Consider the following 24,850-nt stretch of genomic DNA (forward strand, 5'->3'; position numbering starts at 1 on the left):
CTATGCTGAAGCTCCGGGAGCAACGCTGCCCCGAGCCAGTATCGGATTTTTGAGACTGCCCGCATAGTGGAATAGTTTGGCTGCCCTTCGCCGCAAACCTACTCGAGCTCCGCGCAGCCGGTATCGCTCGGTCGTGTTATAGCGCGGCCGACGGGCACCTTTTCAGTCTTTTGCCTGAGCTGGCGGAACTCTGAGACATTGACGTCGGTGGAATCGCCCCAGACCTCGCTCAATAGAAATTGGTGGGTGAGAACCTTGCCGGCTTGCTGTACCAGGCTGAGCGGTGCGGCGGAGCGCCAGTTCCCTACGCCCTCAGGTTACCCCGCGAGAAGTAATTCTTGATGGCGCGGTGGCGGTGCTGGGGATATTGACCTTGCCTTCCTCGAGCCGCTTGATTAGGTCGATGCTCGGGCGCGCGAGCTCAGATGCCGAGAGCTTAAATTAACGCTGTAGCCGTGTAACAGACTGTGTAACAAATGCCGCGAAAAGCTCAATATTTTCAAGGACGTAAGCGTCAAGTCGAAAGACGCTCTCTCCGCCATTGTCCCCAGAGCTTTCTTGACTGCCTGATTCCGCTGGCTTTCTTGGAGCTGGCCGAGTTGCCTGTGCCACACGCTGGTGCCCCAGCCCCGATAAGAAATCTTCTCATTCTTGCCTGCACAGAGGTGGAGATGCACTGGCGCGGTGTGCTTGAGGCAAATGGACTATCGGGCAAATTCACCACGCTAAATTATGTCGCCCTTCAAAGTGCAATGCGGCTGGGTGAGTTTGGAATTTTGCTTCCATACTATCCATGGATGAAGGAGGTGAGATCCTTTGAGGGTTGGGACAGCGCCCGCCCAACGGAGTCGCTACCTTGGTATCGGGCATACAACGCAGTGAAACATGATCGTGAAGGAAGTTTTGAAGAGGGGACTCTGTCTCACGCTGTCGATGCTGTCGTTGCCTGCGCCGTCATGCTGATCGCCCAATTTGGACAGATGGAAGCATTTCGTTGGCGGTCAGAGTTTGGCTACTTCTTTCAAGTAGCATCTAAGCCGAACTGGAAGATCTCGGAATCGTACATCCACCCTTATGACGGTCATTCGACAGGACTGACGCCTGTCCTGTACCCATTCTCAGAATCGGCCGTTCGCTCTAGGCAGCGAAGCACTTTTGGACCGGATTACCGAGCAAACCGGAAAAGCCGTGAAATCGGGAAAACGCGGCAGGCGGGGAAAAGAAAAAGGTGCACTGTCACCGTAATTGCGAGCAGGTTTGATCCCTGTGTCGCATACTAGTTCATTGGCCATACGACGATCAAGCGGCTGCTCAAACGCTCTTGTACCAAGCTAATTCGGTAACTGGCGGCTACGCGGCCGGGATAAACGCATATCCCTGCCCTTCCTTAGCTATTCTACCGAGGCCTGGTCGACCTAGGTGAGCGCCGGCTAGCCAAGTATTTGCATCCGCTGCGTCTTGGAGCAACTTGATCCGGCTAGCCCTCGCTATGGACTCGTCATCGTCATAGGCCTAAGTAAGCTCGGGACGGGCAAACTGTGCAGCAGGAACGTGGATCAGGTCGCCGCAGAACAAGATATCGTCCTCGCCAGTGCTGAGGAGATAACCCATATGGCCCGGAGCATGCCCAGGTATTGCCACCGCCAGCAAATGATCGGCCAGCCGGTCTCCTCCGTTAATTGGGGCAAGGAGTGGACGAAACTCCGCTAGTTTTGGCTCGGCAAGAAACCCCTCAACGGCGTCCTCCCCAATCATGATCTTGCTCAGGTTGTTAAATGCTCGTCGGCCGTCAGGCGTAAGAAGACCATTGATGTGGTCGCCATGAGCGTGGGTAAGGGCGACCATAGTGATCGATGACGTGTCGATATCTGCCTCCGCCATCGCTTCCTCAAGGTGACCCATGGACGGGTCCCAACTCCCTCCCGCTCCACAATCAATCAAAATGCGGTCGATGCCAGAGTGATCGAATAGGAAGCAGTTTACCGACAATCGAACGAGCGAACCTTCCCGCTGAGGCCATTCGGTCTGCCTACATATTCTGTTGTTCGGATATCTGAGGGATTCGGCGGGCAGGTCGACATATCCGTCAGAGAGTGACCAAATCTTCCATGATCCCGAAACGCAGCCCAAGGTATTGGCGCTTTGTGATAGAAATTCCACGGACAACCTGCCAAGCGGGTGATTCAATTTTGTAAAGCGGACACTGAAGCCACTACGTTTTCGAAGTCATCACTTTCTGAACGATCTTCCAGGTCCCGTTAACCTTTAAACATGACAACATGTCTGTGAAGTAACGTGGCGGAATTTGCAATTAGACGCAAATTTCTCAGCATCCATTTCATAGGCAGCGTCGAAATATGTATGCGCTAGGGAGCGCAAGGCACGAACATCGGTATCCATAGCCGTCCCGAAAAAGTTGTTACACCGAACCGATTCAGGCGCCCAGCTATCCCGTGCCGAGCGTCAAGCAGGTCGAAACGTGCGGAAAGTTCCTCACGTCTCCTTGTTGGCCAAACCTAGAACAAAGCGGCTTAGGAGACTAGGCGTGTTGCATGGGATGGGGTCATGAGTGATATTCATAAATCATGAGACACGAACTGAACGAACTCGCTACGTTTGCAGTCGTCGCCAGCGAACGAAGCTTTACGCGGGCCGCGGTAAAGCTAGGTGTGTCCCAGTCTGCCCTGAGCCACACGATCCGGGGACTTGAACAACGACTCGAGTTGCAACTCCTTGCTCGAACAACCAAGAGCGTTGCGCCAACCGCCGCAGGGGCAGCTCTTTTGGAAGACTTGTCTCCGGCACTTGAGCAAATTGCTCGTGCCCTAAACAAAGCCCGAAGCGTTCGCCACCGACCTGCGGGGCGCCTTCGAATTGTAATGTCACGGTCGGCGGCGGTGATGGTATTGCTGCCGAGGCTGACGGCATTCGCTGAGGCCTATCCTGACATCGTTCTTGACGTTGTTACTGTCACTGGCCCTGTAGACCTCGTTGCGGGCGAGTTCGATGCCGGTATTCAACTCGGCGAGTACGTTCAAAAGGATATGATCGCGGTGCGCGTCACGCAGGAGCTGCGATTGGCGGTGGTCGGATCGCCTGGCTATTTTGCGTCACGAAACATTCCTCAGAAGCCCAAGGATCTAAATGACCATCGATGCATAGGCCTGCGTCTTCCGGGCGGTCCGTATCGTTGGGAGTTCGAGCAAGGACGAAAGGCGGTTACGATCGGCGTCAACGGCCCGCTCATAATCGATGATACCAACCTAGTGATTCAGGCGGCGCTCGCTGGAGTCGGCCTCGGACTCGCATTTGAAGACCAGGTCGCAGAGTATGTTGCGAATCACCGCCTTGTTCGTGTGCTGGGGGACTGGACGCCGCCAATTCCCGGCTTCTTCATGTATTACCCCAGTCGCCGGCATCAGCCTGCTGCGCTGTCTGCACTAGTGAACGCGCTGCGACTCTCTTAACAAGAGTCAGCGCGCGAAGACCGGTAATCGTGGCGATCGGAACTGGCGTGTGGAGTGCGCAAGTCATCGCGCGGGCTTTACGCGTGAACTCCAGAATTACGGTGACAGTGCTGCCATGTTTGCTCGGCTGTCGCTGTGTGTAAATTGAACGCATGGCTCGACTTGCATTGCCGCGCCGCCGATGTCGGCATTTGCTTGGCCGATCGGCAGCGAAGCACTTCTGGACCGGATTGCCGAGCAAACCAGAAAAGCCGTGACATCGGGAAAACGCGGCAGGCGGGCGGCCCGGCAGCCTATTGGGGGTGACCGGCCGGCTACCGGGCCTAACCGGCTTGCGCCGGCTGATGAAAACATGCGCTAACGCTAATATAATTGCAACATCGAGATGCCGGTGCGTCCAGCGAGGTTGACGATCTGGACTCCTGCCCCAAAAGGATGGTGGGCTGGTTGGCGCCGCCTCCATGTAGAACATGCGCGTCCGCGCCGAAACGCGCTAACGAAGACGCCGTAGGTGATCGACAAGCGCGCGCAGCTTCGGCGCCACGTTGCGACGGCTCGGATAATAGAGGTAGAAGCCGGCAAAGCGCGGGCAATAGTCCTCGAGAACCGGTACCAGCTCGCCTCGATCGATCCACGGGCGAAAGCTCTCCTCCATGCCGAAGGTGATGCCGGCGCCGGCGATGGCGAGCTTAATCATCAGCGCCATGTCGTTGGTCGTGATCTCCGGCGCAACGGCAACGCTGAACTCCTTGCCGTTCTCGGCGAATTCCCAGCGATAGGGTGCGACCTTCGGTGCACGGCGCCAGCCGATGCAGCGATGGCCCGCGAGCTCCCTCGGATGCGAAGGCGCCCCAAACCGATCGCGATAGGCCGGCGCACAGACGGCCAGCTGCCGCTCGTCACCGGCGACAGACACCGCGATCATGTCCTGCTCTATCACTTCGCCGAGCCTGACGCCGGCATCGTATCCCTCTGCCACGATATCGAATTCCTCGTCCGTTACCGTGATGTCGATCTGAACCTCCGGATTGCCTTCGGCAAAGGTCGCCAGGAACGACCCTGAAAGAAAGCGCTCGGCGATCGACGAGACGGCAAGCCGCAGCTGCCCGCGCGGGCGCTCGCGCAGGTTCCCGGTGGTCTCGATTGCCGCGCGCATGTCGGCAATGGCGGGCGCTATCTCGGCGTAGAGGCGTTCGCCGGCCTCGGTCAGGCTGACGCTTCGCGTCGTGCGCCGGACAAGCGCAATACCAAGCGTCTCTTCCAGCCGCTTCATCGTCTGGCTCACCGCCGAGCGGGTGACGCCCATGCGGTCCGCAGCCCCGCGAAAGCTCCGCTCCTCGGCGACGAGGGCGAAGACGGCGAGCGCATTGAGATCCGGCTGCATTGGTTAGCTGTGCTTTCCACACTGGGAAGGAATGGCCGTCTTATCGCAACAATGAAACAGATCCATCTTCGTGGCAACCGCTGCATGGCGGTTCGCAGATCAACCAGACGGAGACGAAACATGTCCCTCAACAAAGTTGTGCTCATCACCGGAGCTTCGAGCGGCATTGGCGCCGCCATCGGCCGGGAGCTCGGTGCTGTCGGAGCAAAGGTCATGCTCGGTGCGCGCCGCACCGATCGGCTGGACGCGCTCGCGGAAGAGATCAGGGCCAACGGCGGGGAGGCAATGACACGCCGCCTCGACGTGGCGGACCGTGCCGATGTCGCCGCCTTTGCCGAGGCGGCGCGCCGGGCTTGGGGATGCGTCGACGTGATCGTCAACAATGCCGGCGTCATGCCGTTGTCGCTGATGGCCTCGATGAAGGTGGACGAGTGGGATCGAATGGTCGACGTCAACATCAAGGGCGTGCTCTACGGCATCGCAGCGGTGCTGCCGGAGATGACGGCCAGAGGCTCCGGCCATGTTATCAACATCGCCTCGATCGGCGCGCTTTCGGTGTCGCCGACAGCCGCTGTCTATTGCGCAACCAAATACGCGGTCCGCGCCATCTCCGATGGCTTGCGGCAGGAGCACGACAATATCCGCGTCACCTGCATCCATCCCGGCGTGGTCGAGAGCGAGCTTGCCGACACGATCACCGATCCGGTGGCGGCGGAAGCGATGAAGACCTATCGCGCCATTGCGCTGCAGCCCGATGCGATCGGCCGTGCCGTGCGCTTTGCCATCGAACAGCCGGACGATGTCGATGTGAGCGAGATCGTCGTCCGGCCGACAGCCAACAAATAGGGAGGCAAAAATGGATTTTCGTATTCACGGCTCGTACATCGTGATTGCCGCCGGGTTGCTGCTCGGCGCGGTTCTATGCACTGAATATCGGCGTGTCCGAGGGGAACTGACGGAAGTCATCTACATGGTGACGGTTCCGGCCGGATTCCCCCGCGCGATCACAGCATCCCAAGCGCTCTCCAAGCTGTTTGCCGAGCGTCGCGCCGCTCCCGGCAAACAACCCTGAGGAGCTGTCCCATGAAGCCGATTTCAATACTTGCCGCTGCCGTGCTTCTCGCCGGCGCAGCCATCTTACCCATACAGAAAGGCCTCGCCCAGATGAATATCGAGCAAACCGCTACCCAGGTTCCGGAAAGCCACCCGTATGTCGGGATGTGGGTCACAGCCGATGGCCATATCCGCCACAACTTGCTTCCAAACGGTCGCTATGACGAAGCGCGCGGAAACCGTGAGAGCGCATACCAGGGGCGCTATGAGATCCGAGCCAATCATATCGATTACTGGGACGACACCGGCTTCACAGCCGATGGCGAATTTATCGACGGCGTGCTGCACCATGCAGGCATGATCTTGTATCAGGAGAAGTAGGTGACGTTCGTCGAATCTCGATAAAAAGGTTACCGCTGCACCATATGGCATTATGTCATTTGGTGCGAAGCCAGAAACAGGGGGCTCACCTTGCCGACCGAACCGCGTTCTCCACGGCTTGCAGTGCTGATCGACGCAGACAATGCCTCGGCCAAGATTGCCGACGGGTTGTTCGAGGAAATCGCAAAGATCGGCGAGGCAAGCGTTCGTCGCATCTATGGCGATTTCTCCAGCACCCGTTCGAAGGCGTGGGCGGATGTGCTGTCGAAGCACGCGATCATCCCGCAGCAGCAGTTCGCTTACACCACCGGCAAGAACGCATCCGACATCACGCTCGTCATCGACGCGATGGACCTTCTTCACAGCGGACGGTTCGAAGGCTTCTGTCTGGTGTCCTCCGACAGCGATTTCACCCGCCTTGCCGCTCGCATCAGGGAGCATGGGATCGACGTTTATGGGTTTGGCGAGCAGAAGACACCGGAGAGTTTTCGGCAGGCATGCCGCCGGTTCGTGTATACCGAGAACCTGCTTCCGACCGCGCCAGCCAACGCTCAGGATGCGACGCCGACGAAATCTTTGCAGCCGCCCAGCGCCGCGACGCCGGTTATCACCAAGGTCATCTCGCAGATGGAAACCGAGGACGGCTGGGTGCCGCTCGGCATTGTAGGCAATCAGCTCGCCAATCTGGCATCGGACTTCGATCCCAGAACCTTCGGCTTCCGCAAGCTGAGCGATCTCGTGCGGAAGACCAATGCCTTTGAGATCGATCATCCCGAGGGTGGAGCGATGCGCATAAGGATCAAACCGGCTGCGAGGAGCCGAGAGAAATCGAAATCGGCCACGTCGCGTTAAGCCCCCACGAAAGGTGACCGTTCCCGGTCCGATTTGGCCCCTGGTCGGACCACTATTTCGCTGGCGGAAACCACCATTCGGCGTATCATTCTCGTCGAAGAGGGCTCGTGGTGGAGAGGCCGATGAACGTCGTTTCGAGAGCGTCTGTCGTTGACTTGACGGCCCAGGAACTAGTTTCGTCTGCGCTTTCAAAATTCCGCGCAGGCGACACCATATCGACCAGAGCCGCAATAGATGCCATCCGCCGAGCAGACCCAACTTGTGAGGACAGCGACGACCATCTGGTCGAGCTTGTCGTCATGACCGCAATTGGTAGGACCATGGGGGTCGTGTTCGACCATCGGTCCCGCTAATGCCTGTCGCCCTGCCCGCAACGAGCTTGCTCACGATCTAAACTACACCGGCGACAGGAACGACTCTGGAATCATGAGTTTGTGACCGGATGGATCACGCCATTCGTCATCGGAACGAATATCCCGTTGCGCCGTTCTCTCGTTGGAGTTGAGGAGTGGCGTTAATGCGTGATGAACAATTCGACGTTCCCGTGACAATCGAGAGCGAAGGGATCGGACATTCCCTCTCTGTGACGAGGACGGTCCAGGCGGCCTCGCTTCTGGTCGACAAGTGGCCAGACGAAAAGCGCGGGCCGAAATATCGCGCGGCCTTGAAAGCCATGATGGATGCGCTGGAGCAGCGACGGGCGGTTGGCAGTGCGCGGCGGGCATTCACGGCCGCCGCCAAGGAAGCCCATGTGTTTGTGCGCGAAGGACGGCACTAAGGAACCTCACGAAATCTCCGTCGTTATGCTCAAGGTCGAAACGAGGAGAACTGCCATGGCCGACGACAAGACCAAGACCGACAACCGCGATCGCTCACAAGTTGCCGGCGACGAAGACTATGAGGTGAGGCATCTCGCCGAGGAAGCCGGCATCACTCCCGACCAGGCACGCACGCTGATCAAGCGTCACGGCACCGACCGCAAGGTGCTGAACGAAATCGCCGAGAGCATAAAGGCGTTGTGATGGCTGACAAGAAGACCGCAATGGCCGATCGGAAGAAACGCGAGCCGGACGACAAGGAGGCCCTGCGCCTGGCCGAGACCACCGACGTTTCTCCCAACCAAGCGAAGGATCTGATGCGCAAGCACGGCAAGGACAGCGCCAAGATCGAGAAGGAAGCCAAGAACTTCAAGGCCGAAGGCTGAACCGCCGATTGGTGGAACATCCGCCTTTCGCCGCGTCCCTTGCATCACTGTCGCACGCGGCCGGCCAGCCGCACGCTCCGGCATGGCGTCGTGGCCAGCTTCTCGCGCCGGGCGCACGACTGTCCCAGCCACCTTGTCCTGAAACGCCGTACTTCTGTTGAGGTCGCGACGGCGAAATCCTTATAGGATTTTTATTTCTTTCCCCTCTGCCACGTCTCGAACCTTGATGGTGTTTCGAGCCATATTCTACCGGGAATACACATCTCGGTCATTCTGCCGTTGTGGCGGAACGCTTCCGCATGATTCGGCCTGCCGCCAGCAGGAGAAGCGAAAACAAACGAAAATAAGGAACATGCACGATGGACATCATCGTTCTCGGAATAGGGGTTTTGTTCTTCGCCCTTTCTTTCGCCTACATCAAAGCCTGCGACAATCTTTAAGCGGAAGGATCGCAACATGCTTCTCGACTATGTCCTCGGTGGCGGCGTGACTTTGTTCCTCATCGCCTATCTCACCTACGCCCTCGTTCGCCCAGAACGCTTCTGACAACAACTGGCGCCAGGCACGGAAAGATATATTTCAATGACTCTCAACGGATGGATGCAGATCCTCGTCTATTGCGGGATCGTCATTTTGCTCGTGAAGCCGCTCGGCGGCTACATGTATCGCGTTTTCAGCGGCAAACGCACATTCCTCTCGCCGATTTTAGGTCCTCTCGAGCGGAGCCTTTATCGCATCTCGGGAACCAACGAGCGCGAGGAGCAGCACTGGACCTCCTATGCGGCAGCCTTGCTGTTCTTCAATCTGGCCGGCTTCCTGGTGCTTTACTTCCTGCAACGGCTGCAAGGCAGCCTGCCTTACAATCCGGCCGGCATGACCGCCGTCGAACCCGGGCTCGCCTTCAACACCGCGGCCAGCTTCATGACCAACACCAACTGGCAGAACTACGGCGGCGAAAGCACGATGTCCTATCTCGTGCAGATGGCCGGCCTCACCGTGCAGAACTTCCTGTCCGCGGCAACCGGTATCGCCATCGCCGTCGCGCTGATCCGCGGCTTCGCCAAGGCTTCCGGCAAATCGATCGGCAATTTCTGGGTCGATATGACCCGGTCCACCCTTTACCTGCTGTTGCCGCTCTGCGTCCTGCTGACGCTGGTTTATGTCTATCTCGGCATGCCGCAGACGCTCGGCGCCTATATCAACGCAACGACGCTGGAAGGCGCGCAGCAAACGATCGCAGTCGGGCCTGTCGCCTCGCAGATCGCCATCAAGATGCTTGGCACCAATGGCGGCGGCTTCTTCAACGCCAATGCCGCGCATCCCTTCGAAAATCCCAATGCGATCTCGAACCTGATCCAGATGGTGACGATCTTCGCCATCGGCGCGGCACTGACCAACGTCTTCGGCCGCATGGTCGGCAACCAGCGCCAGGGTTGGGCGATCTTGACCGCGATGGGCGTCCTGTTCATCGCCGACGTCGCCGTCTGCTACTGGGCGGAAGCCGCAGGCAATCCGCTGGTTCACGCGCTGGGCATCGACGGCGGCAATATGGAAGGCAAGGAAACCCGTTTCGGTATCGCTTTATCGGCGCTGTTTGCGGTCATCACCACGGCCGCGTCCTGCGGCGCCGTCAACGCCATGCATGACAGCTTCACCGCGCTCGGCGGCATGATCCCGATCATCAATATGCAACTCGGCGAGGTCATTGTCGGCGGTGTCGGCGCCGGTCTCTACGGCATCCTCATGTACATCGTAATCGCCGTCTTCGTCGCCGGGCTGATGGTCGGACGCACGCCCGAATATCTCGGCAAGAAAATCGAGGCCAAGGAGATCAAGATGGCAATGCTGGCCATCCTCTGCCTGCCGCTGGCGATGCTGATCTTCACCGCCATCGCGGTGGTGCTGCCGACAGGCGTCGCCTCCATCGCCAATGCCGGCCCGCACGGCTTCTCCGAGGTTCTCTATGCCTACACCTCGGCTGCCGCCAACAACGGCTCGGCCTTTGGCGGCCTGACCGGCAACACGCCCTGGTACAACATCACGCTCGGCATCGGCATGCTGATGGGCCGCTTCCTGGTCATCATCCCGGCTCTGGCAATCGCCGGTTCGCTGGTCGCCAAGAAGACGGCCCCCGCCTCCGCCGGCACCTTCCCGACCGACGGGCCGCTGTTCGTCGGGCTGTTGGTGGGCGTCATCCTGATCGTCGGCGGCCTCACCTTCTTCCCGGCGCTGGCGGTCGGACCGATCGTCGAGCACCTGGCTGGCATCCACGGGCAGACATTCTGAAACCGCCCCACCTTGGATCCCCGCCTTGGATCAATGTCATGTCCTGGTTCGAAACCATTCGTCGCAAGATCCGGCATCGAGCCGATCGGAAGGGGGAGGCAACCCCTCCTCCTTTCCCGACCATGTCCACCTTCCTTGGCATCGCGGCAGTCATGATCGTGATCTGGTTGCTGGCCTACGGGCTTCCGCATCTGCTTTCGGCATCCGATCGATCGGTGCCGTCCAACAACATCGACACTGGAGCCACTAAATGAGCCAGTCCAAATCCGCTGTTATCATGGATGCCCGCATCCTGCTGCCCGCCATCGGCGGCGCCTTCAGGAAGCTGAACCCGCGCACCTTGATGCGGAATCCGGTGATGTTCGTCGTCGCCGTCGTCTCGGCGCTCACGTCAGTCCTGTTCGTCAAGGATCTTGTCACCGGCGGCGGCGATCTCGGCTTCTCCCTGCAGATCATTATCTGGCTGTGGTTCACCGTGCTTTTCGCCAACTTCGCCGAAGCGGTCGCCGAGGGCCGAGGCAAGGCGCAGGCCGATTCGCTGCGCAAGGCGCGCACCGAGACCCAGGCCAAGCTGTTGACCGGCGACGACCGCACCAAGTTCAAGCTGGTGCCCGGCACCAGCCTCAAGGTCGGCGACGCGGTGCTCGTCGAGGCCGGAGACATCATTCCGTCGGACGGCGAGGTGATCGAAGGCGTCGCTTCGGTCAACGAGGCGGCGATCACCGGCGAATCCGCCCCGGTCATTCGAGAATCCGGCGGCGATCGTTCTGCGGTGACCGGCGGCACGCAGGTGTTGTCCGACTGGATCCGCGTGCGCATCACCGCCGCCTCCGGCCATACGTTCCTCGACCGCATGATTTCGCTGGTCGAAGGCGCCGAGCGCCAGAAGACACCCAACGAGATCGCGCTCAACATCCTGCTGGTCGGCATGACGTTGATCTTCGTGCTGGCGACGGCGACGATCCCGAGTTTCGCCTCCTATTCGGGCGGCTACATCTCGGTGACCGTGCTCGTCGCCCTGTTCGTGACCTTGATCCCGACGACGATCGGTGCGCTGCTTTCAGCCATCGGCATCGCCGGCATGGATCGCCTGGTGCGGTTCAATGTATTGGCCATGTCGGGTCGCGCCGTCGAGGCGGCGGGCGATGTCGACACACTGTTGCTCGACAAGACCGGAACGATCACGCTCGGCAATCGCCAGGCGACGGAATTTCGTCCGGTCAAAGGCGTCACCGAGCAGGAATTGGCCGACGCGGCGCAGCTCGCTTCGCTCGCTGACGAGACGCCGGAAGGCCGCTCCATCGTCGTGCTGGCCAAGGAGAAATACGCCATCCGCGCCCGCGACATGGCAACACTGCATGCCACTTTCGTGCCCTTCACCGCACAAACCCGCATGAGCGGCGTCGACATCGATGGCTCATCGGTTCGCAAGGGCGCGGTCGATTCCGTGCTCGCCCATGTCAATCAGTCGACCGTCGCCACCCATGCCACGCGCCCCAGCAGCGACACCGTCCGCGACCTGCAGGCAATCGCCGACGACATCGCCAAATCCGGTGGCACGCCGCTGGCGGTCGAGCGCGACGGACGCCTGCTCGGCGTCGTCCATCTCAAGGACATCGTCAAGGGCGGCATCAGGGAACGGTTCGCCGAACTGCGCAAGATGGGCATCCGAACGGTGATGATCACCGGCGACAATCCGATGACGGCGGCGGCGATCGCGGCGGAAGCCGGCGTCGACGACTTCCTTGCCCAGGCGACGCCCGAGGATAAGCTGAAGCTGATCCGCGACGAACAGGCCAAGGGCAAGCTCGTCGCCATGTGCGGCGACGGCACCAATGATGCGCCCGCCCTTGCCCAGGCCGATGTCGGCGTTGCCATGAACACCGGCACGGTCGCCGCGCGCGAAGCCGGCAACATGGTCGACCTCGATAGCGATCCGACCAAGCTGATCGAGATCGTCGAAATCGGCAAGGCGCTGCTGATGACGCGCGGCTCGCTGACGACCTTCTCGATCGCCAACGACGTGGCCAAATACTTCGCCATCATCCCGGCCATCTTCGCCGTCTTCTACATCGCGCCGGGGCAGACGTCAGGCCCGCTGCAGGCGCTCAACATCATGCATCTGGCAACGCCGCAGAGCGCCATTCTCTCGGCCATCATCTTCAACGCGCTGATCATCATCGCGCTGATCCCGCTGTCGCTGAGAGGCGTCAAGTATCGCGCCATCGGCGCCGGCGCGCTGCTCAGCCGCAACCTTCTTGTCTATGGCCTCGGCGGTATCATTGTCCCCTTCGTCGGCATCAAGGCGATCGACATGGCCATCACCGCGCTTGGCCTCGCATAAGGAATTACGTCCATGCTCAAGCAAATCAGACCCGCGATCGTCATGATTGTCTTCTTCACCGTGCTAACCGGCCTGGTCTATCCGATCGGCATGACCGGCATTGCTCAAGCTGTGTTCCCGCGCCAGGCCAATGGCAGTCTGATCGAGAAAGACGGCAAGGTCATCGGTTCCGAACTGATCGGCCAGGCTTTTGCCAGCGACCGCTATTTCCACGGTCGCCTATCGGCCGCCGGCGACGGCTACAATGCCAGCGCTTCGAGCGGTTCGAATCTCGGTCCGACCAATCCCAAGCTGATCGACCGCATCAAGGGCGACGCCGACAGGCTGAAGGCAGAAAATCCGGACCAGCCGGTACCGATGGATCTGGTCACGACTTCAGGCAGCGGCCTCGATCCGCATATCAGCCCAGAAGCCGCCTATTTCCAGGTCGCCAGGGTAGCCAAGGCCAGGGGGATGGATGAAGCCGGGATCAAATCCCTCGTCGACAGCCATGTCGAGAACCGCGAGCTCGGTTTCATGGGAGAGCCGGTGGTCAATGTGCTGACGCTCAATCTGGCACTGGACGAGGCCACCAAGCAATGAATGGTGGGCCGGGGATCGACACCATCCCCGGCGCCATTCATGATCGATTCTGATGCCGGACGACAGCCGCAACGAAACCAGACCCTCACCCGACGCGCTGCTTGATCATGCGGAGCGGGAGGCGCGCGGTCGCCTGCGAATATTCCTGGGCGCAGCGCCCGGTGTCGGCAAGACCTATGAAATGCTGATGTCGGGCCGTGCAAGATTGGCCGACGGGGTCGACGTGGTGATCGGCGTCGTCGAAACGCACGGCCGCAAAGAAACCCAGGCGCTGGTCGACGGCTATGAGCTGATTCCCCGTCGTCAGGTCGACTACAAGGGGCGCATCCTCGAGGAGATGGACCTCGATGCCATCCTTGCCCGGCGTCCAGCGCTGGTCCTCGTCGATGAGCTTGCCCATACCAACGCGCAGGGCAGCCGCCATCCCAAGCGCTATCTCGACGTTCAGGAAATCCTGACGCACGGCATCGACGTCTATACGACGCTCAACATCCAGCATGTCGAAAGCCTGAACGATGTGGTGGCGCAGATCACCCGCGTCAGGGTACGCGAGACGGTCCCAGACTCTATCATAGACCAGGCTGACGACATCGAGATCATCGATCTCACTCCCGACGACCTGATCAAGCGGCTCGAGGAAGGCAAGGTCTATATCCCCAGCACCGCCCAGCGCGCCATCGAGAACTATTTCTCGCCGGGCAATCTGACGGCGCTTCGGGAACTGGCGCTCCGCCGCACCGCCCAGCGCGTCGACGAGCAGTTGCTGATCCACATGCAGGCCCACGCGATACCGGGGCCCTGGGCGGCCAGCGAACGTGTCCTGGTCTGGGTCGACGAGGATCCGCGCAGCGCGTCCCTTGTGCGCTATGCTCGCCGCCAGGCCGAGCGGCTGCGCGCACCATGGCTCGCGCTCTACGTCGAGACGCCGCGTTCGACGGGCCTGTCCGAGCAGGATCGCGACAGGCTAGCATCGACGCTTCGCCTTGCCGAACAATTGGGCGGCGCTGCCGTCACCATACCCGGCCAGGACGTCGCCGCCGACATTCTGCGCTACGCGGCCGCGAACAACGTCACCCACATCATCACTGGCAAGCCGCGCAAGCCGCGCTGGCGGCAATTGTTTGACGGCGCCGTCACCTATGATTTGATACGCGACGCGGGAAAGATCAGTGTCCATGTCGTCTCCGGCGACGTCCAGGCACAAGCGCAGCCGTCGCGCGGTATCACCCCGACCCACCCGGCGCGTTTCGACATCAAGCCCTATTTGATCGTTACCGGCTACGTCGTCGCGGGGCTACTTTTCGGGCTGCTCTTGTCGCGTGTGCTCGACGTGCGAAACATCGCCCTAGTCTTCCTCATGGCGGTGCTGGTATCTGCGGTCACCGCGGGTCTGTGGCCTGCGATATTCGCTTCTGTTCTCAGCACCTTGGCCTTCAATTTCTTCTTTCTCGACCCGCTTTACACCTTCAACATCAGCGACACGGAAAGTGTCGTCGCGCTCGGCTTCCTCTTCTGCGTCGCGATCATCGCCAGCAATTTGACGGCACGAGTGCAGCGCCAGGCCGTGGCGGCACAGTCTCGCGCTCGCACCACCGAGGACCTTTATCTGTTCTCAAAGAAGTTAGCGGGAACTGCCACGCTCGATGACGTGCTTTGGGCGACTGCCTTCCAGATCGCCTCCATGCTGAAGCTGCGGGTCGTGCTGCTTCTGCCCGAAAACGGCTCGATCACCGTCAAGGCCGGCTATCCGCCCGACGACACGCTGGCCGAGGCCGACATCGCGGCCGCCCGTTGGGCCTGGGAACACAACCGCGCCGCGGGACGCGGCGCCGACACGCTGCCAGGGGCAAAACGCCTCTATCTCCCGCTGCGGACGGGGCGCACCGCCGTCGGTGTCGTCGGCCTCGACAACGACAAGCAAGGCCCGCTGCTGACGCCCGAGCAGCAGCGCCTGCTCGATGCGCTCGCCGACCAGGCGGCGGTCGCCATCGAGCGCATCCAGCTTGTCGCCGACGTCGACCGGGCCAAGCTCGCCGCCGAGGCGGACAGGCTGCGCTCTGCGCTGCTCACCTCCATTTCCCATGATTTGAAAACACCGCTTGCCGCCATCATGGGCGCGGCCGGCACGCTAAGGGAATTCGCGCCGGCACTTCCCGAACAGGACCGTGCGGACCTGCTTTCGACCGTGCTCGACGAATCGGAAAGGCTAAACCGCTTCATCGCCAATCTGCTCGACATGACCAAGATCGAATCCGGAGCGATGGAGCCGAACTACGCGTTCCACTATGTCGGCGATATTGTCGGCTCCGCGCTGTACCGAGCCAGGAAAATCATCGGCGAACACAAGACCGACATAGACATTCCCGCTGACCTGCCGATGCTGAGGCTTGACCCCGTCCTGTTCGAGCAGGTGCTGTTCAACCTCCTCGACAATGCCGCAAAATATGCGCCGCCTGGTTCGACGATCCGCTTGCAGGGCTGGCTCGACAATGGCTTCGTCATCCTGCAGATCATGGACGAGGGGCCGGGCATTCCGCCGGCCGATCTGCAACGCGTTTTCGACACATTCTACCGGGTGCGCAAGGGCGATCAGGTCCGTGCCGGCACCGGGCTCGGGCTGTCGATCTGCCGCGGCTTCATCGAAGCGATGGGCGGGACAATTTCGGCGGCCAGCAGGACCGACCGCTCGGGTGCGGTTTTCACCATCAGAATGCCGGTGCCGACGGAATTGCCCGCCGTGGACGACCCCAACGGCGATGACCAAAATGTGGGCGGCCCCGATCTGGATGATTTGGCATGACGAATCTGGACGTCAGGATATTGGTCGTCGATGACGAACCGCCGATCCGCAAGCTGCTTCGCGTCGGCCTTGGCAGCCAGGGCTATGCGATCAGCGAGGCGCCGAACGCCAAGGCGGCGATCGAGCTCATGGAGACGGAAAAACCGGACTTGATCCTGCTCGATCTCGGCCTGCCCGGCATGGGCGGCCACGAATTGCTGAGCAAATGGCGAGATGATGGCCTTGACGTCCCCGTGGTCATCCTCTCCAGCCGCACCGATGAGGCCGGCATCGTCTCGGCACTTGAACTGGGCGCCGACGACTATGTCACCAAGCCGTTCGGCATGAACGAGCTTGTCGCGCGCATTCGCGTGGCGCTTCGCCACAAATTACAGCAGCAGGGCGAGAAGCCTGTTTTCCACACTGGCGATCTCACGGTCGATCTGGTGAAACGGATCGTCACCGTCGAGGGCAGGGAGATAAAGCTCTCGCCGAAGGAATATGACATCCTCCGCATCCTCGTCCAGCATGCCGGCAGGGTTCTTACCCACCGGTTTCTGCTGAACCAGGTCTGGGGCGATTCGACCGACGTGCAGTATCTCAGGGTTTATGTGCGGCAGCTCCGGCAGAAGATCGAGAAAACGCCCGACCAGCCGCGCTACATCACCACCGAAACCGGCGTCGGATACCGCTTGCGAGAAGTTGACTGAATACAATCCGGGTGGACAACGCTCAGTCTGCCGAGAGTTCCGCAGTTCGGGCAAGCGCGCCGCTGAAGCCGGCCAACGAGATGGGAAAGCTGATCGGCTGGCCCGTATCGACCGTGACCGCGTTGATCTTCAAAATGGTGGCGGCCTTGAGCAGCGGCGTGATTTTCGCGTCGAATGTCACGGGAACCAGGCAACCGACGGCCTGACAGGTGCTGAACTGCAGGATGCCCTGCAGCTTCTTGTCGTCAACTTCGAGATTGATGCCCTTGGCCAGGGCCAGCCCGAACGGCAGCGCCAAGGTGCCGTTGGCTTGCTCTGCGGCCTTGGTCGCCAATTCTATCGCCAGAAGGCGCTGGCCGTTCTGCTTGTTGAACTGCTGATGCGACAGGCTGCATGCCTTGGTTTTGCCAATGATCTGGCAATTGACCGTCCAGTCGCCATGCGTCTCGGACAAGGCCGACGCGCCACCGGGCAGTTGCGGCGGCTTGGCCACGTCGGCCGGCACGGCTTTGTCGGTCTTGGTCTGGGCCAAGGCCATTGCCGCCGGCAGGCCGGCGATGAAGGCGATGCCCAGCACAGCTGCGAAATACGCCCGCTTTCTCATGAAGACCCCCTCTTGCCCTCCACCTCAAGCCAGCTAGAAGCTGACCTTGAGGGACGCGCTGACCGCGTTCTGTTTTACTGTTTCCCCGAAGGCGCCATTGTACCTGACAGCCATGCCGACGCCGTTCACGCCATTGAGTTCGAGGCCGGCACCGACGCGATAGAGCGGCGAATCGACCTCCTGTGTCAAGTGCAGCGCCGGATTGCCGGGCAGATCTTCCGCGGCCGCGAATTGGCCCTCGATCTCCCACTTCTTGTTCGAGAACTCCACGCCTGCCTTTCCGTAGACGCGAAGGCTGGCGATGTCGCTAAGCGCGATGTCGGTGCCGAGCTCGAGGCCTGGCGTCGCGGAATAATAGGTGTTGGAACTGTCGTCGAAATTGAAGGCGGCAACCGAACCCTCTTCCTTGCCGGAGACGCGAAGCCAGCGTGCATCGAATTGCAAGGTCGGCTGCAGGTAGAACGCGCCCATCTGCTGGGTCACGCCGAACCGTGCCGAGCCGCCGAACTGGGCGGTCCTTTGCGTATAGGTGACGCTGTTGCCGATGCCCTCGAGCAGCAGCTCCGGCAGATAGACGCCTTCGAGCGTTTCGCCGGGAATATAGCCGACCTGGTCGACATGCGTGTCGCGTTGGCCGTCGAACATGCCGGTGCCGCCGCCAACGGCGAAGTCGACGAAATAGTTCTTGTTCTCGTATTTCGCCAACGCGTAGGCCTGCCAGGATTCACCCTGAGTGGTCGACAGCAGATCCTGGTTGAAATGGATCTCGGAATCGAACTCTGTCCGCCCGATCGTGCCGCCCAGCGACCAGTTCTGGTTGACCTCGCCAATGGCGCCGAACGACATCGTCTTCAACACATCGTCGCGGCTGGTCGTTCCCGCCCCGGCGTCCCGGCTGTAGTCGGCCTGCGGGCTGATCACGCCCCAGACGCAGCGCCCGTCGGGATTGCTGTATGCGGGAACGCCGGTGCATTCGCGCGCCGTTTCCAGCATGATGTCGGCCGAGCGGTTGACCATCTCGAACGCATGCACCGCGTAATGCGGCGTCAGTCGCGTCAGCGCTGCGCCGAGTGACGCCTCATCCGGCAGGAACCGCAGCATATTGATCAGCCGCGCCATCGGATTGTCCGGGCTCGACGACGCCTCGACATCGTCGAGATACTGCGCCATCTCGAACACGCCCGGGTCGTTGGTGCCGGAGTTGGGATCCTGCGCCAGTTCCAGGAAGGTCGGATTGTCGGCGTAGAGAACGAGATCGGTGCCGTCGTCCACCCTGGTCAGGAAATTGAAGCCGACCGCCGGATGCAAGGTCGTCGGCGTGATGCCGGAATCGACCATCGAGGAGCCCTTCGCCAGCAGATATTCGGTAAACAGCTTGTCGATCGACAGGAAGTTGAGCGGCGCCTCGCCGTTGAAGTCGCCGGCGCCGGTCAAGGCAAGGGCGTCGGTGATCTGATTGTTGAGATCGACGTCGGTGACGAAATCGCCGGTGGCCATTTGGGTGAAGCCGCCGGTCACATCAACTGTCTCCACGACCGCGATACCCTTGTTGGTCATCAGGCCGTCGTTGAGGAAGGTGCCGCCGCCGAGGTCGATGGTCTTGAGGCCGACCATCGAGGAATTGGCGAAGTTGTGGAAACCGTTTATGCCGCCGCCGAGATCGATATTGCCGATAACGCGGCCAAGCGTGCTGGCTGTCCTTTGATTGTTGACCAGATCGTTGCCCGAGGTGCCGGTGATCGACAACGGGCTGAAATCGTCCAGCAGCGATTCCAGGATCGCCTTCTTCGGGGCAACGGGTCCACCGGCCGCAAGCTCCTGGAGGTATTCGGCCAGGTCTGCCTCATTCTGGAAAGAAAAGGATCCCGTCAGCCCCATCGCATAAGTCAGGCTGTTATTGTTCAGCGTATTGTTCTGACCGCCGACCAGCATCGCCGCCACGCCGGTGCCGCCGCCGCCTATCGCATATTGGCCTTTCAGGTCCAAGCTGATGTTGCCCTTCAATCCGCTGGCCGTGCTTTCGGCATAGGCCGCGACCGAGTCGGCACCCTGCGCGAACAGGCTGCCCTCTGCGATCAAATCGACGGCGCCGGAATTGCCCTGGCCCGTGGCGCTCTGCCCGAACAGCGCGTAGGAGCTTGCGCCCTTGACCCAGACCTGGCTCATCGCCGTCGCAGCGGCAGCGGCTGCGTCGCCGATGCCGCCCTGAGAACCGGCAGCCGATTGGCCCATCGCCAGTGAGGCCATGCCACCAGCGCCACCACCGCCGCCGACGGCTTGCGCGATAATACCATGGGCGCGGTCGCCGTCCGTCTCGATCTCACCGTCCTGGATGATGGTGACCTTGCCGCCGGTGCCCTTGGTGCCGCCAGGGGTGTTGAAGCCGATGGCGTTCGGGCCGCCGCCATCGTCGTCGGCGCCGAAACGGCCAAAGCCGGCGCCACCGAAGCCGCCGCCGCCGCCGACCGATTGCGCGATGATGGCAATCGAATCCTTGCCCGTCGTCGTGATCGTGCCGGTGCGGATCACGGTGACGTCGCCACCATCGCCGCCATTGCCGCCGAGCCCGCCAATGGCGAGCGCATTCGAGCTCTTGCCCTTGGCGTCGCCACCATAGCCGCCACCGCCACCGACCGATTGCGCGACGACACCATGCGCGCGCTCACCATGGGTGATGATCGCACCGGAGATGGTGACGTCCATCTCGCCGCCATTGCCGCCGAAGCCGCCAAGTTGCAGCGCAATCGAGTTGTCCCCGGCCGTGTCTGCCGACACGGTGCCGCCATAGCCGCCGCCGCCGCCGATCGACTGCGCGAAGATGCCGATCGCGCCGTCCTTGGTGGTTTCGATGATGCCGTCATTGTTGACGATGACATGGCCGCCATTAGCGCCGTCGCCGCTCGGCAGCGAAACCGCGCCGCCGATCGACATGTCTGCTGTCGAGGCGCTGGCCGCGGCGCCCGACGCGCCGCCGCCGCCGCCGACCGACTGGGCGAAGATGCCGTGCGACAGATAGCCGGTGGTCTGGATCAAGCCATGATTGTCGACCGTCACGTCGCCGCCGCGATTGCCGTCACCGCCGATGCCGCCGATCGACAGGTTGACCGCCACCTGCTCGGCCTCGCCGGTTTCGGTCGAGCCGCCACCGGCCGCGCCACCGCCGCCGCCGATCGATTGAGCGAAAACGCCATACGAATTGTCGCCCTGGGTGATGATGGTTCCGGTCGCATTGTTGGTGACATGGACGAACTGGCCGAGGCCGCCATCGCCGCCGAGGCCGCCGAGAGCCGCCGAAATGGAAACCGAGGCGTCGGCGGAGGTCGAACCCGCAGCGCCACCGACACCGCCGCTGCCGCCGATCGACTGCGCCATGATGCCGTGCGAATTGGCCTTGTCCGTCAGGACAATTCCGCTGTTGGTGACATGGACCTCGCCGCCGTCGCCGCCGCCAGCGCCAAGACCGCCCATCGAGAATTTGACATCGACGGTGCCGCCGTCGCTGCCCGTGCTCTTGCCGGCGCCGCCGGCGCCGCCGCCGCCGCCGATCGACTGCGCAAAGATGCCGATCGAATTTTCCTGCTTGGTCCAGATCAGGCCGCTGGCCTGGTTGATGACCTCGACCCGCTTGCCGTCGCCTGCGCTGCCGCCAAAGCCGGCTATGGCGCCGCCGATCGCGTATTCGGCTTTGGCACCGGCCGACGCAGAGCCGCCGACGCCGCCGCCGCCGCCGATGGAGCTGGCGCTGATGCCGTAGGAGAACGCGCCATCGGTGATGGTCCAATTGCTGTTGGTGACCGACACTTCGCCGCCGTCGCCGGCCGTGCCACCCGGGAGAGACAGGGCCACGCCGATCGAAACGGTCGTCTCGCCGTTGTCGCCGGCGCCACCGCCGACGTCCTCGTCGGAAGCTGAAGCCGCGCCAGACGCGCCGCCGCCGCCGCCGACCGCCATCGCCATGATGCCGGACGAACCGAAGCCCTGCGTGGTGATGAGGCCGGAATTGATGACGGTCACCTTTCTGGCTTCGCTGGCGCCGCCACCATGTCCAGCCAAGCCCATATTCACATTGACGCTGGTCTGGCTGCTGCCGCCGATATTGTAGGACTTGGCGGTGCTGGAGCCGCCAATGCCGCCGCCGCCGCCGATCGATTGGGCGATGATGCCCGACGAGAAAGCGCCGGTCGTGGTCAGCGTGCCCGAATTGATGACGTCGACAGTGTTGCCGTAGCTGCCCGTGCCGCCGCCGCCGCCCATGGCGAAATTTGCCGCGACGTTGACGCCGCTGCCGCCGCCGACATTGGCCGACCGCCAGTGCTGGTGCCGCCATTGCCACCACCGCCACCAATCGACTGCGCAACGATCGCGCTGCTCGAATCGCCAGTGGTCTTTACCGACATCGCATTGGTCACATGGACGTCACCGGCGAAATCGCCATTGCCGCCGCCGCCGCCGATATTGACGGTGGCGCTCACCGTCACATTGTTGCCGTAGCCGCCGGCGCCACCGAACGTATCGCCGGCATTGCCGCCGCCGCCGCCGATCGACTGGGCCATGATGCCAACGGCCTGGAAGCCTTGGGTTTCGATCCTGCCGCCGCCGACAAGCCCGATCTCGACCCGGACTGTCTTGCCCTCGCCGCCGCCACCGCCGCCGCCGCCCACGCCGACGCCGAGATTGACCGCCACGCCATTACTGACGGCGCCTGCGATCGAAGTGGTCCGGCCGCCATTGCCGCCGCCGCCGCCGATCGATTGCGCCACGATGCCGCCCGAACCCGTCTCATCCGTCAGGGAAAGAAGATTGCCATCCGCTTTGAGCGTGACAGCGCCGCCCGAGCCGCCATTACCACCGCCGCCGCCGACGCTGACCGCTACGGCGGCGGACGCATAGAGACCGGCACTGAACGCGCCGGAGAACGCTTTGCCGCCGTTGCCACCGCCGCCGCCGATCGCCTGTGCTAGAATAGCCTTGGACTCCGCGCCGCTGACCGCGATATCGCCGGCATGCGTGACGTTGACCGCCATCGCGTCCCTGCCAACGCCGCCGTCGCCGCCGACCGCCACGCCGACGCCCACAAAGGCGCCGACGGACACCGCTCCGGCGCTGCCGCCATTGCCACCGCCACCGCCGACCGACTGGGCGAGAATGCCGTGCGACAGGTCCCCTATGGTGGTGATCCTGGCAGTGTTGATAACCTCGACCTCGCCGCCATTGCCGCCGCCGCCGCCATGTCCGCCGACACCAACCGCGGTGAATAGGCCGCCGGCTCCGGCAAAACCACCATCGCCACCGCCGCCGCCGATCGACTGCGCCAGCAGGCCGACCGAGAGGTCGTCTGCGGTGGAAAGCTCGCCATTGTTGTGAACCGTGACCTTCTGGCTCAACCCTCCAGCGTCACCCGCTCCGCCAACCGCCAGCGACGGGCCACCGATGGCAATCGAGAAGCCACCCGATCCGCCGCCGCCGCCGATCGACTGCGCCTGGATGCCATGAGACTGCACGCCCTCGGTGGTGATCCTGGCGCCATTGGTCACATCGACCGTCTTGCCGCCACCGCCGCCGGCGCCCGAGCCGGCTATGCTGACATTGAGCGCAAAGCTGCCGGCAACGCTGCCGCCGCCAGTGCCGCCGCCGCCGCCGACCGACTGCGCGATAATGCCCGTCGAACGGTCCTCGACAGTATGGATAGAGCCGCTGTCAACAGCGACCTTGACCGTGCTGGCTTCGCCGGCTGCACCACCCTTGCCGCCTATGCCAACCGCGGCGCCGGCCGAAAGGTTGAAGGAAAAGCCGCCATTGCCGCCGCCGCCGCCGATCGACTGGACGACAAGCCCGACGGAATCGACCTGATGGGTTGTGATGGTGGTTGTCGTGGATCTGTATTCAGCCGAGCCGGCATCGCCGCCGCCGGCACCATTGCCGCCGATGCCGACCGTGAGCCCAAGGCCGACGCCGATGACGCCGCCGCCATTGCCGCCACCGCCGCCGATCGACTGGACGATGATGCCGGCCGAGCGCTGCTCGAAGGTTACGACCGACCCGTTATAGATCGCGTCGACCGCCAGCCCCCTGCCCGCCGCCCCGGCGCCGCCGCCGATGCCAAGATTAGCGATAGCGCCAAACGTTCCGACAAATCCGCCGTTGCCGCCGCCGCCGCCCACCGACTGCACGATCAGACCGGCGGAATCGGCGCCATGCGTGATGATGGATTGGCCGCCGCCAGCGGTGCGGAAGAACACCTGACCGCCGTCACCGCCCCCGCTGCCCTTGCCGCCGACGCCGACGCTCACCCCCAGGCTGCCTGCAACGACGAAGCCGCCATTGCCGCCGCCGCCGCCAAGCGACTGCGCGACGATGCCGGCCGAACGAGCCTGGCTGGTTTCGACCGTGCCGCCGGTCGTCATATCGACCTTCTTGCCGATGCCGCCAGCAGCGCCTTCACCGCCGACGCCGACCGCAACGACGCCCGCGCCGCCCAGCGCGAAGCCGCCGTTGCCGCCGCCACCGCCGACCGACTGTACCAGGATGCCGATCGAATCGGTGCCGTTTGTCGTGACATGCGAATTGCCGACGTTGTAATTGACCTCGTCGCCGTCGCCCGCCGCACTACCGCCACCGCCGATCGAAACCGAAGCGATGCCGCCGGCGGCAAAGCTGCCGCCGCCATTGCCGCCGCCACCTCCGATGGATTGAGCGAGGATACCGATAGCCGAACTGCCATGCGTGCTGACTGTCGCGCCGGCGCCAGCCTGATTGACGTTGACGACGCCGCCATTGCCGCCGGTGCCGCCGCCGCCGCCGATGGCAACCGCCGCGATTGGCCCGGCTGAGAGCGCGAAGCCGCCATTGCCGCCACCGCCGCCGACCGACTGGGCGAGCACGCCATGCGCGCCGTCGCCACTGCCGTCGAAGCCGGTGATTATCTCACCGCCGACATTGGCGGTCACCGTTCCCGCAGTGCCGCCGCCAGCGCCAATGCCGCCAACAGACACGATGCCGGCTGCGCCACCGCCGTCGCCGCCACCACCCCCGATCGATTCCACCAACATGCCGATCGCACCAATGCCGTTGGTCGTGATCCTGTTGGTATTGGTCGCCGTGGCGTTTCCACCGTTGTTGCCATCGGCGCCAGCTCCACCACCGCCGAACAGACCGAAAGCACCGCCACCACTGCCGCCGGCGCCGCCGACGAACTGCACGACCA

The 24,850-nt window shown here is 62.3% G+C and carries 20 protein-coding genes and 2 pseudogenes; 15 read left to right on the plus strand and 7 right to left on the minus strand.

What is annotated here, in order from left to right; all coding sequences use genetic code 11:
• Positions 1-111: 111 nt before the first annotated feature.
• From RPG13_RS00850 to RPG13_RS00860, 3 genes and pseudogenes are all read right to left on the minus strand, one after another.
• A pseudogene (locus tag RPG13_RS00850) lies at positions 112-275 on the minus strand (winged helix-turn-helix domain-containing protein); the annotation flags it as partial.
• A 1,237-nt stretch (positions 276-1,512) separates the two neighbouring features.
• A complete protein-coding gene (locus RPG13_RS00855; RefSeq protein ID WP_337124213.1) occupies positions 1,513-2,160 on the minus strand; it encodes an MBL fold metallo-hydrolase in 648 nt (215 codons plus the stop codon).
• A 52-nt stretch (positions 2,161-2,212) separates the two neighbouring features.
• On the minus strand, positions 2,213-2,281 hold the full coding sequence (locus RPG13_RS00860; protein ID WP_337126971.1) for a hypothetical protein: 69 nt from the start codon (positions 2,279-2,281) through the stop codon (positions 2,213-2,215).
• 304 nt (positions 2,282-2,585) lie between these two features.
• Here RPG13_RS00860 and RPG13_RS00865 point away from each other — a divergent pair, with 304 nt between their 5' ends.
• The gene (locus RPG13_RS00865) at positions 2,586-3,467 is read left to right on the plus strand and encodes a LysR substrate-binding domain-containing protein (RefSeq protein WP_337124214.1); all 882 of its coding nucleotides are present in this window, start codon (positions 2,586-2,588) and stop codon (positions 3,465-3,467) included.
• Between the two features lie 493 nt (positions 3,468-3,960).
• On the opposite strand, the gene RPG13_RS00870 is transcribed toward RPG13_RS00865, so the two are convergent.
• On the minus strand, positions 3,961-4,851 hold the full coding sequence (locus RPG13_RS00870) for a LysR family transcriptional regulator (RefSeq protein WP_337124215.1): 891 nt from the start codon (positions 4,849-4,851) through the stop codon (positions 3,961-3,963).
• A 120-nt stretch (positions 4,852-4,971) separates the two neighbouring features.
• Here RPG13_RS00870 and RPG13_RS00875 point away from each other — a divergent pair, with 120 nt between their 5' ends.
• The 14 genes and pseudogenes from RPG13_RS00875 to RPG13_RS00940 all read left to right on the plus strand — a co-directional run bounded on the left by RPG13_RS00875 (position 4,972) and on the right by RPG13_RS00940 (position 17,042).
• A complete protein-coding gene (locus RPG13_RS00875; protein WP_337124216.1) occupies positions 4,972-5,697 on the plus strand; it encodes an SDR family oxidoreductase in 726 nt (241 codons plus the stop codon).
• 74 nt (positions 5,698-5,771) lie between these two features.
• Positions 5,772-5,923 (plus strand): annotated as a pseudogene (locus RPG13_RS00880) (carboxymuconolactone decarboxylase family protein); the annotation flags it as partial.
• 92 nt (positions 5,924-6,015) lie between these two features.
• Positions 6,016-6,285 (plus strand): Atu4866 domain-containing protein, encoded by a 270-nt coding sequence (locus tag RPG13_RS00885; protein WP_442921382.1) that lies wholly within the window; start codon positions 6,016-6,018, stop codon positions 6,283-6,285.
• Positions 6,286-6,375: 90 nt separating this feature from the next.
• Positions 6,376-7,137, plus strand: a complete 762-nt coding sequence (locus RPG13_RS00890) for an NYN domain-containing protein (protein ID WP_337124218.1) — start codon at positions 6,376-6,378, stop codon at positions 7,135-7,137.
• Positions 7,138-7,654: 517 nt separating this feature from the next.
• On the plus strand, positions 7,655-7,915 hold the full coding sequence (locus tag RPG13_RS00895; protein ID WP_337124219.1) for a DUF982 domain-containing protein: 261 nt from the start codon (positions 7,655-7,657) through the stop codon (positions 7,913-7,915).
• Between the two features lie 55 nt (positions 7,916-7,970).
• Complete coding sequence (locus RPG13_RS00900; protein ID WP_095488451.1) at positions 7,971-8,159, plus strand: DUF3606 domain-containing protein; 189 nt, start codon at positions 7,971-7,973, stop codon at positions 8,157-8,159.
• Positions 8,159-8,341 (plus strand): hypothetical protein, encoded by a 183-nt coding sequence (locus tag RPG13_RS00905; protein WP_337124220.1) that lies wholly within the window; start codon positions 8,159-8,161, stop codon positions 8,339-8,341. The genes RPG13_RS00900 and RPG13_RS00905 overlap by 1 nt, the downstream gene beginning before the upstream one ends.
• A gap of 456 nt (positions 8,342-8,797) precedes the next feature.
• Complete coding sequence (locus tag RPG13_RS00910) at positions 8,798-8,887, plus strand: potassium-transporting ATPase subunit F (RefSeq protein WP_337124221.1); 90 nt, start codon at positions 8,798-8,800, stop codon at positions 8,885-8,887.
• A gap of 36 nt (positions 8,888-8,923) precedes the next feature.
• Positions 8,924-10,627 (plus strand): potassium-transporting ATPase subunit KdpA, encoded by a 1,704-nt coding sequence (kdpA, locus tag RPG13_RS00915; protein ID WP_337124222.1) that lies wholly within the window; start codon positions 8,924-8,926, stop codon positions 10,625-10,627.
• Between the two features lie 38 nt (positions 10,628-10,665).
• Positions 10,666-10,881, plus strand: coding sequence for a hypothetical protein (locus RPG13_RS00920; RefSeq protein ID WP_127206111.1), 216 nt, complete (start codon positions 10,666-10,668; stop codon positions 10,879-10,881).
• A complete protein-coding gene (kdpB, locus tag RPG13_RS00925; protein WP_126104904.1) occupies positions 10,878-12,971 on the plus strand; it encodes a potassium-transporting ATPase subunit KdpB in 2,094 nt (697 codons plus the stop codon). The genes RPG13_RS00920 and kdpB overlap by 4 nt, the downstream gene beginning before the upstream one ends.
• Before the next feature lie 12 nt (positions 12,972-12,983).
• Positions 12,984-13,553 (plus strand): potassium-transporting ATPase subunit KdpC, encoded by a 570-nt coding sequence (gene kdpC, locus RPG13_RS00930; RefSeq protein WP_292675678.1) that lies wholly within the window; start codon positions 12,984-12,986, stop codon positions 13,551-13,553.
• 52 nt (positions 13,554-13,605) lie between these two features.
• On the plus strand, positions 13,606-16,353 hold the full coding sequence (locus RPG13_RS00935) for a sensor histidine kinase KdpD (protein ID WP_337124223.1): 2,748 nt from the start codon (positions 13,606-13,608) through the stop codon (positions 16,351-16,353).
• Positions 16,350-17,042 carry a response regulator transcription factor gene (locus RPG13_RS00940; protein ID WP_095488435.1) on the plus strand — a complete coding sequence of 231 codons (693 nt, stop codon included), beginning with the start codon at positions 16,350-16,352 and terminating at the stop codon, positions 17,040-17,042. Before RPG13_RS00935 ends, RPG13_RS00940 begins: the two co-directional genes overlap by 4 nt.
• 22 nt (positions 17,043-17,064) lie before the next feature.
• Here RPG13_RS00940 and RPG13_RS00945 read toward each other — a convergent pair whose 3' ends face one another.
• From RPG13_RS00945 to RPG13_RS00955, 3 genes are read right to left on the minus strand one after another with little or no spacing between them, the layout of a single operon-like run.
• On the minus strand, positions 17,065-17,646 hold the full coding sequence (locus RPG13_RS00945; protein ID WP_337124224.1) for an invasion associated locus B family protein: 582 nt from the start codon (positions 17,644-17,646) through the stop codon (positions 17,065-17,067).
• A 33-nt stretch (positions 17,647-17,679) separates the two neighbouring features.
• Positions 17,680-21,900 (minus strand): autotransporter outer membrane beta-barrel domain-containing protein, encoded by a 4,221-nt coding sequence (locus RPG13_RS00950; protein ID WP_337124225.1) that lies wholly within the window; start codon positions 21,898-21,900, stop codon positions 17,680-17,682.
• Positions 21,834-24,845, minus strand: coding sequence for a hypothetical protein (locus tag RPG13_RS00955; RefSeq protein WP_337124226.1), 3,012 nt, complete (start codon positions 24,843-24,845; stop codon positions 21,834-21,836). Before RPG13_RS00955 ends, RPG13_RS00950 begins: the two co-directional genes overlap by 67 nt.
• Positions 24,846-24,850 lie beyond the last annotated feature (5 nt).

Origin of the sequence: Mesorhizobium sp. ISC15 (genome assembly GCF_037162615.1) — a bacterium.
Taxonomy (GTDB): domain Bacteria; phylum Pseudomonadota; class Alphaproteobacteria; order Rhizobiales; family Rhizobiaceae; genus Mesorhizobium; species Mesorhizobium mediterraneum.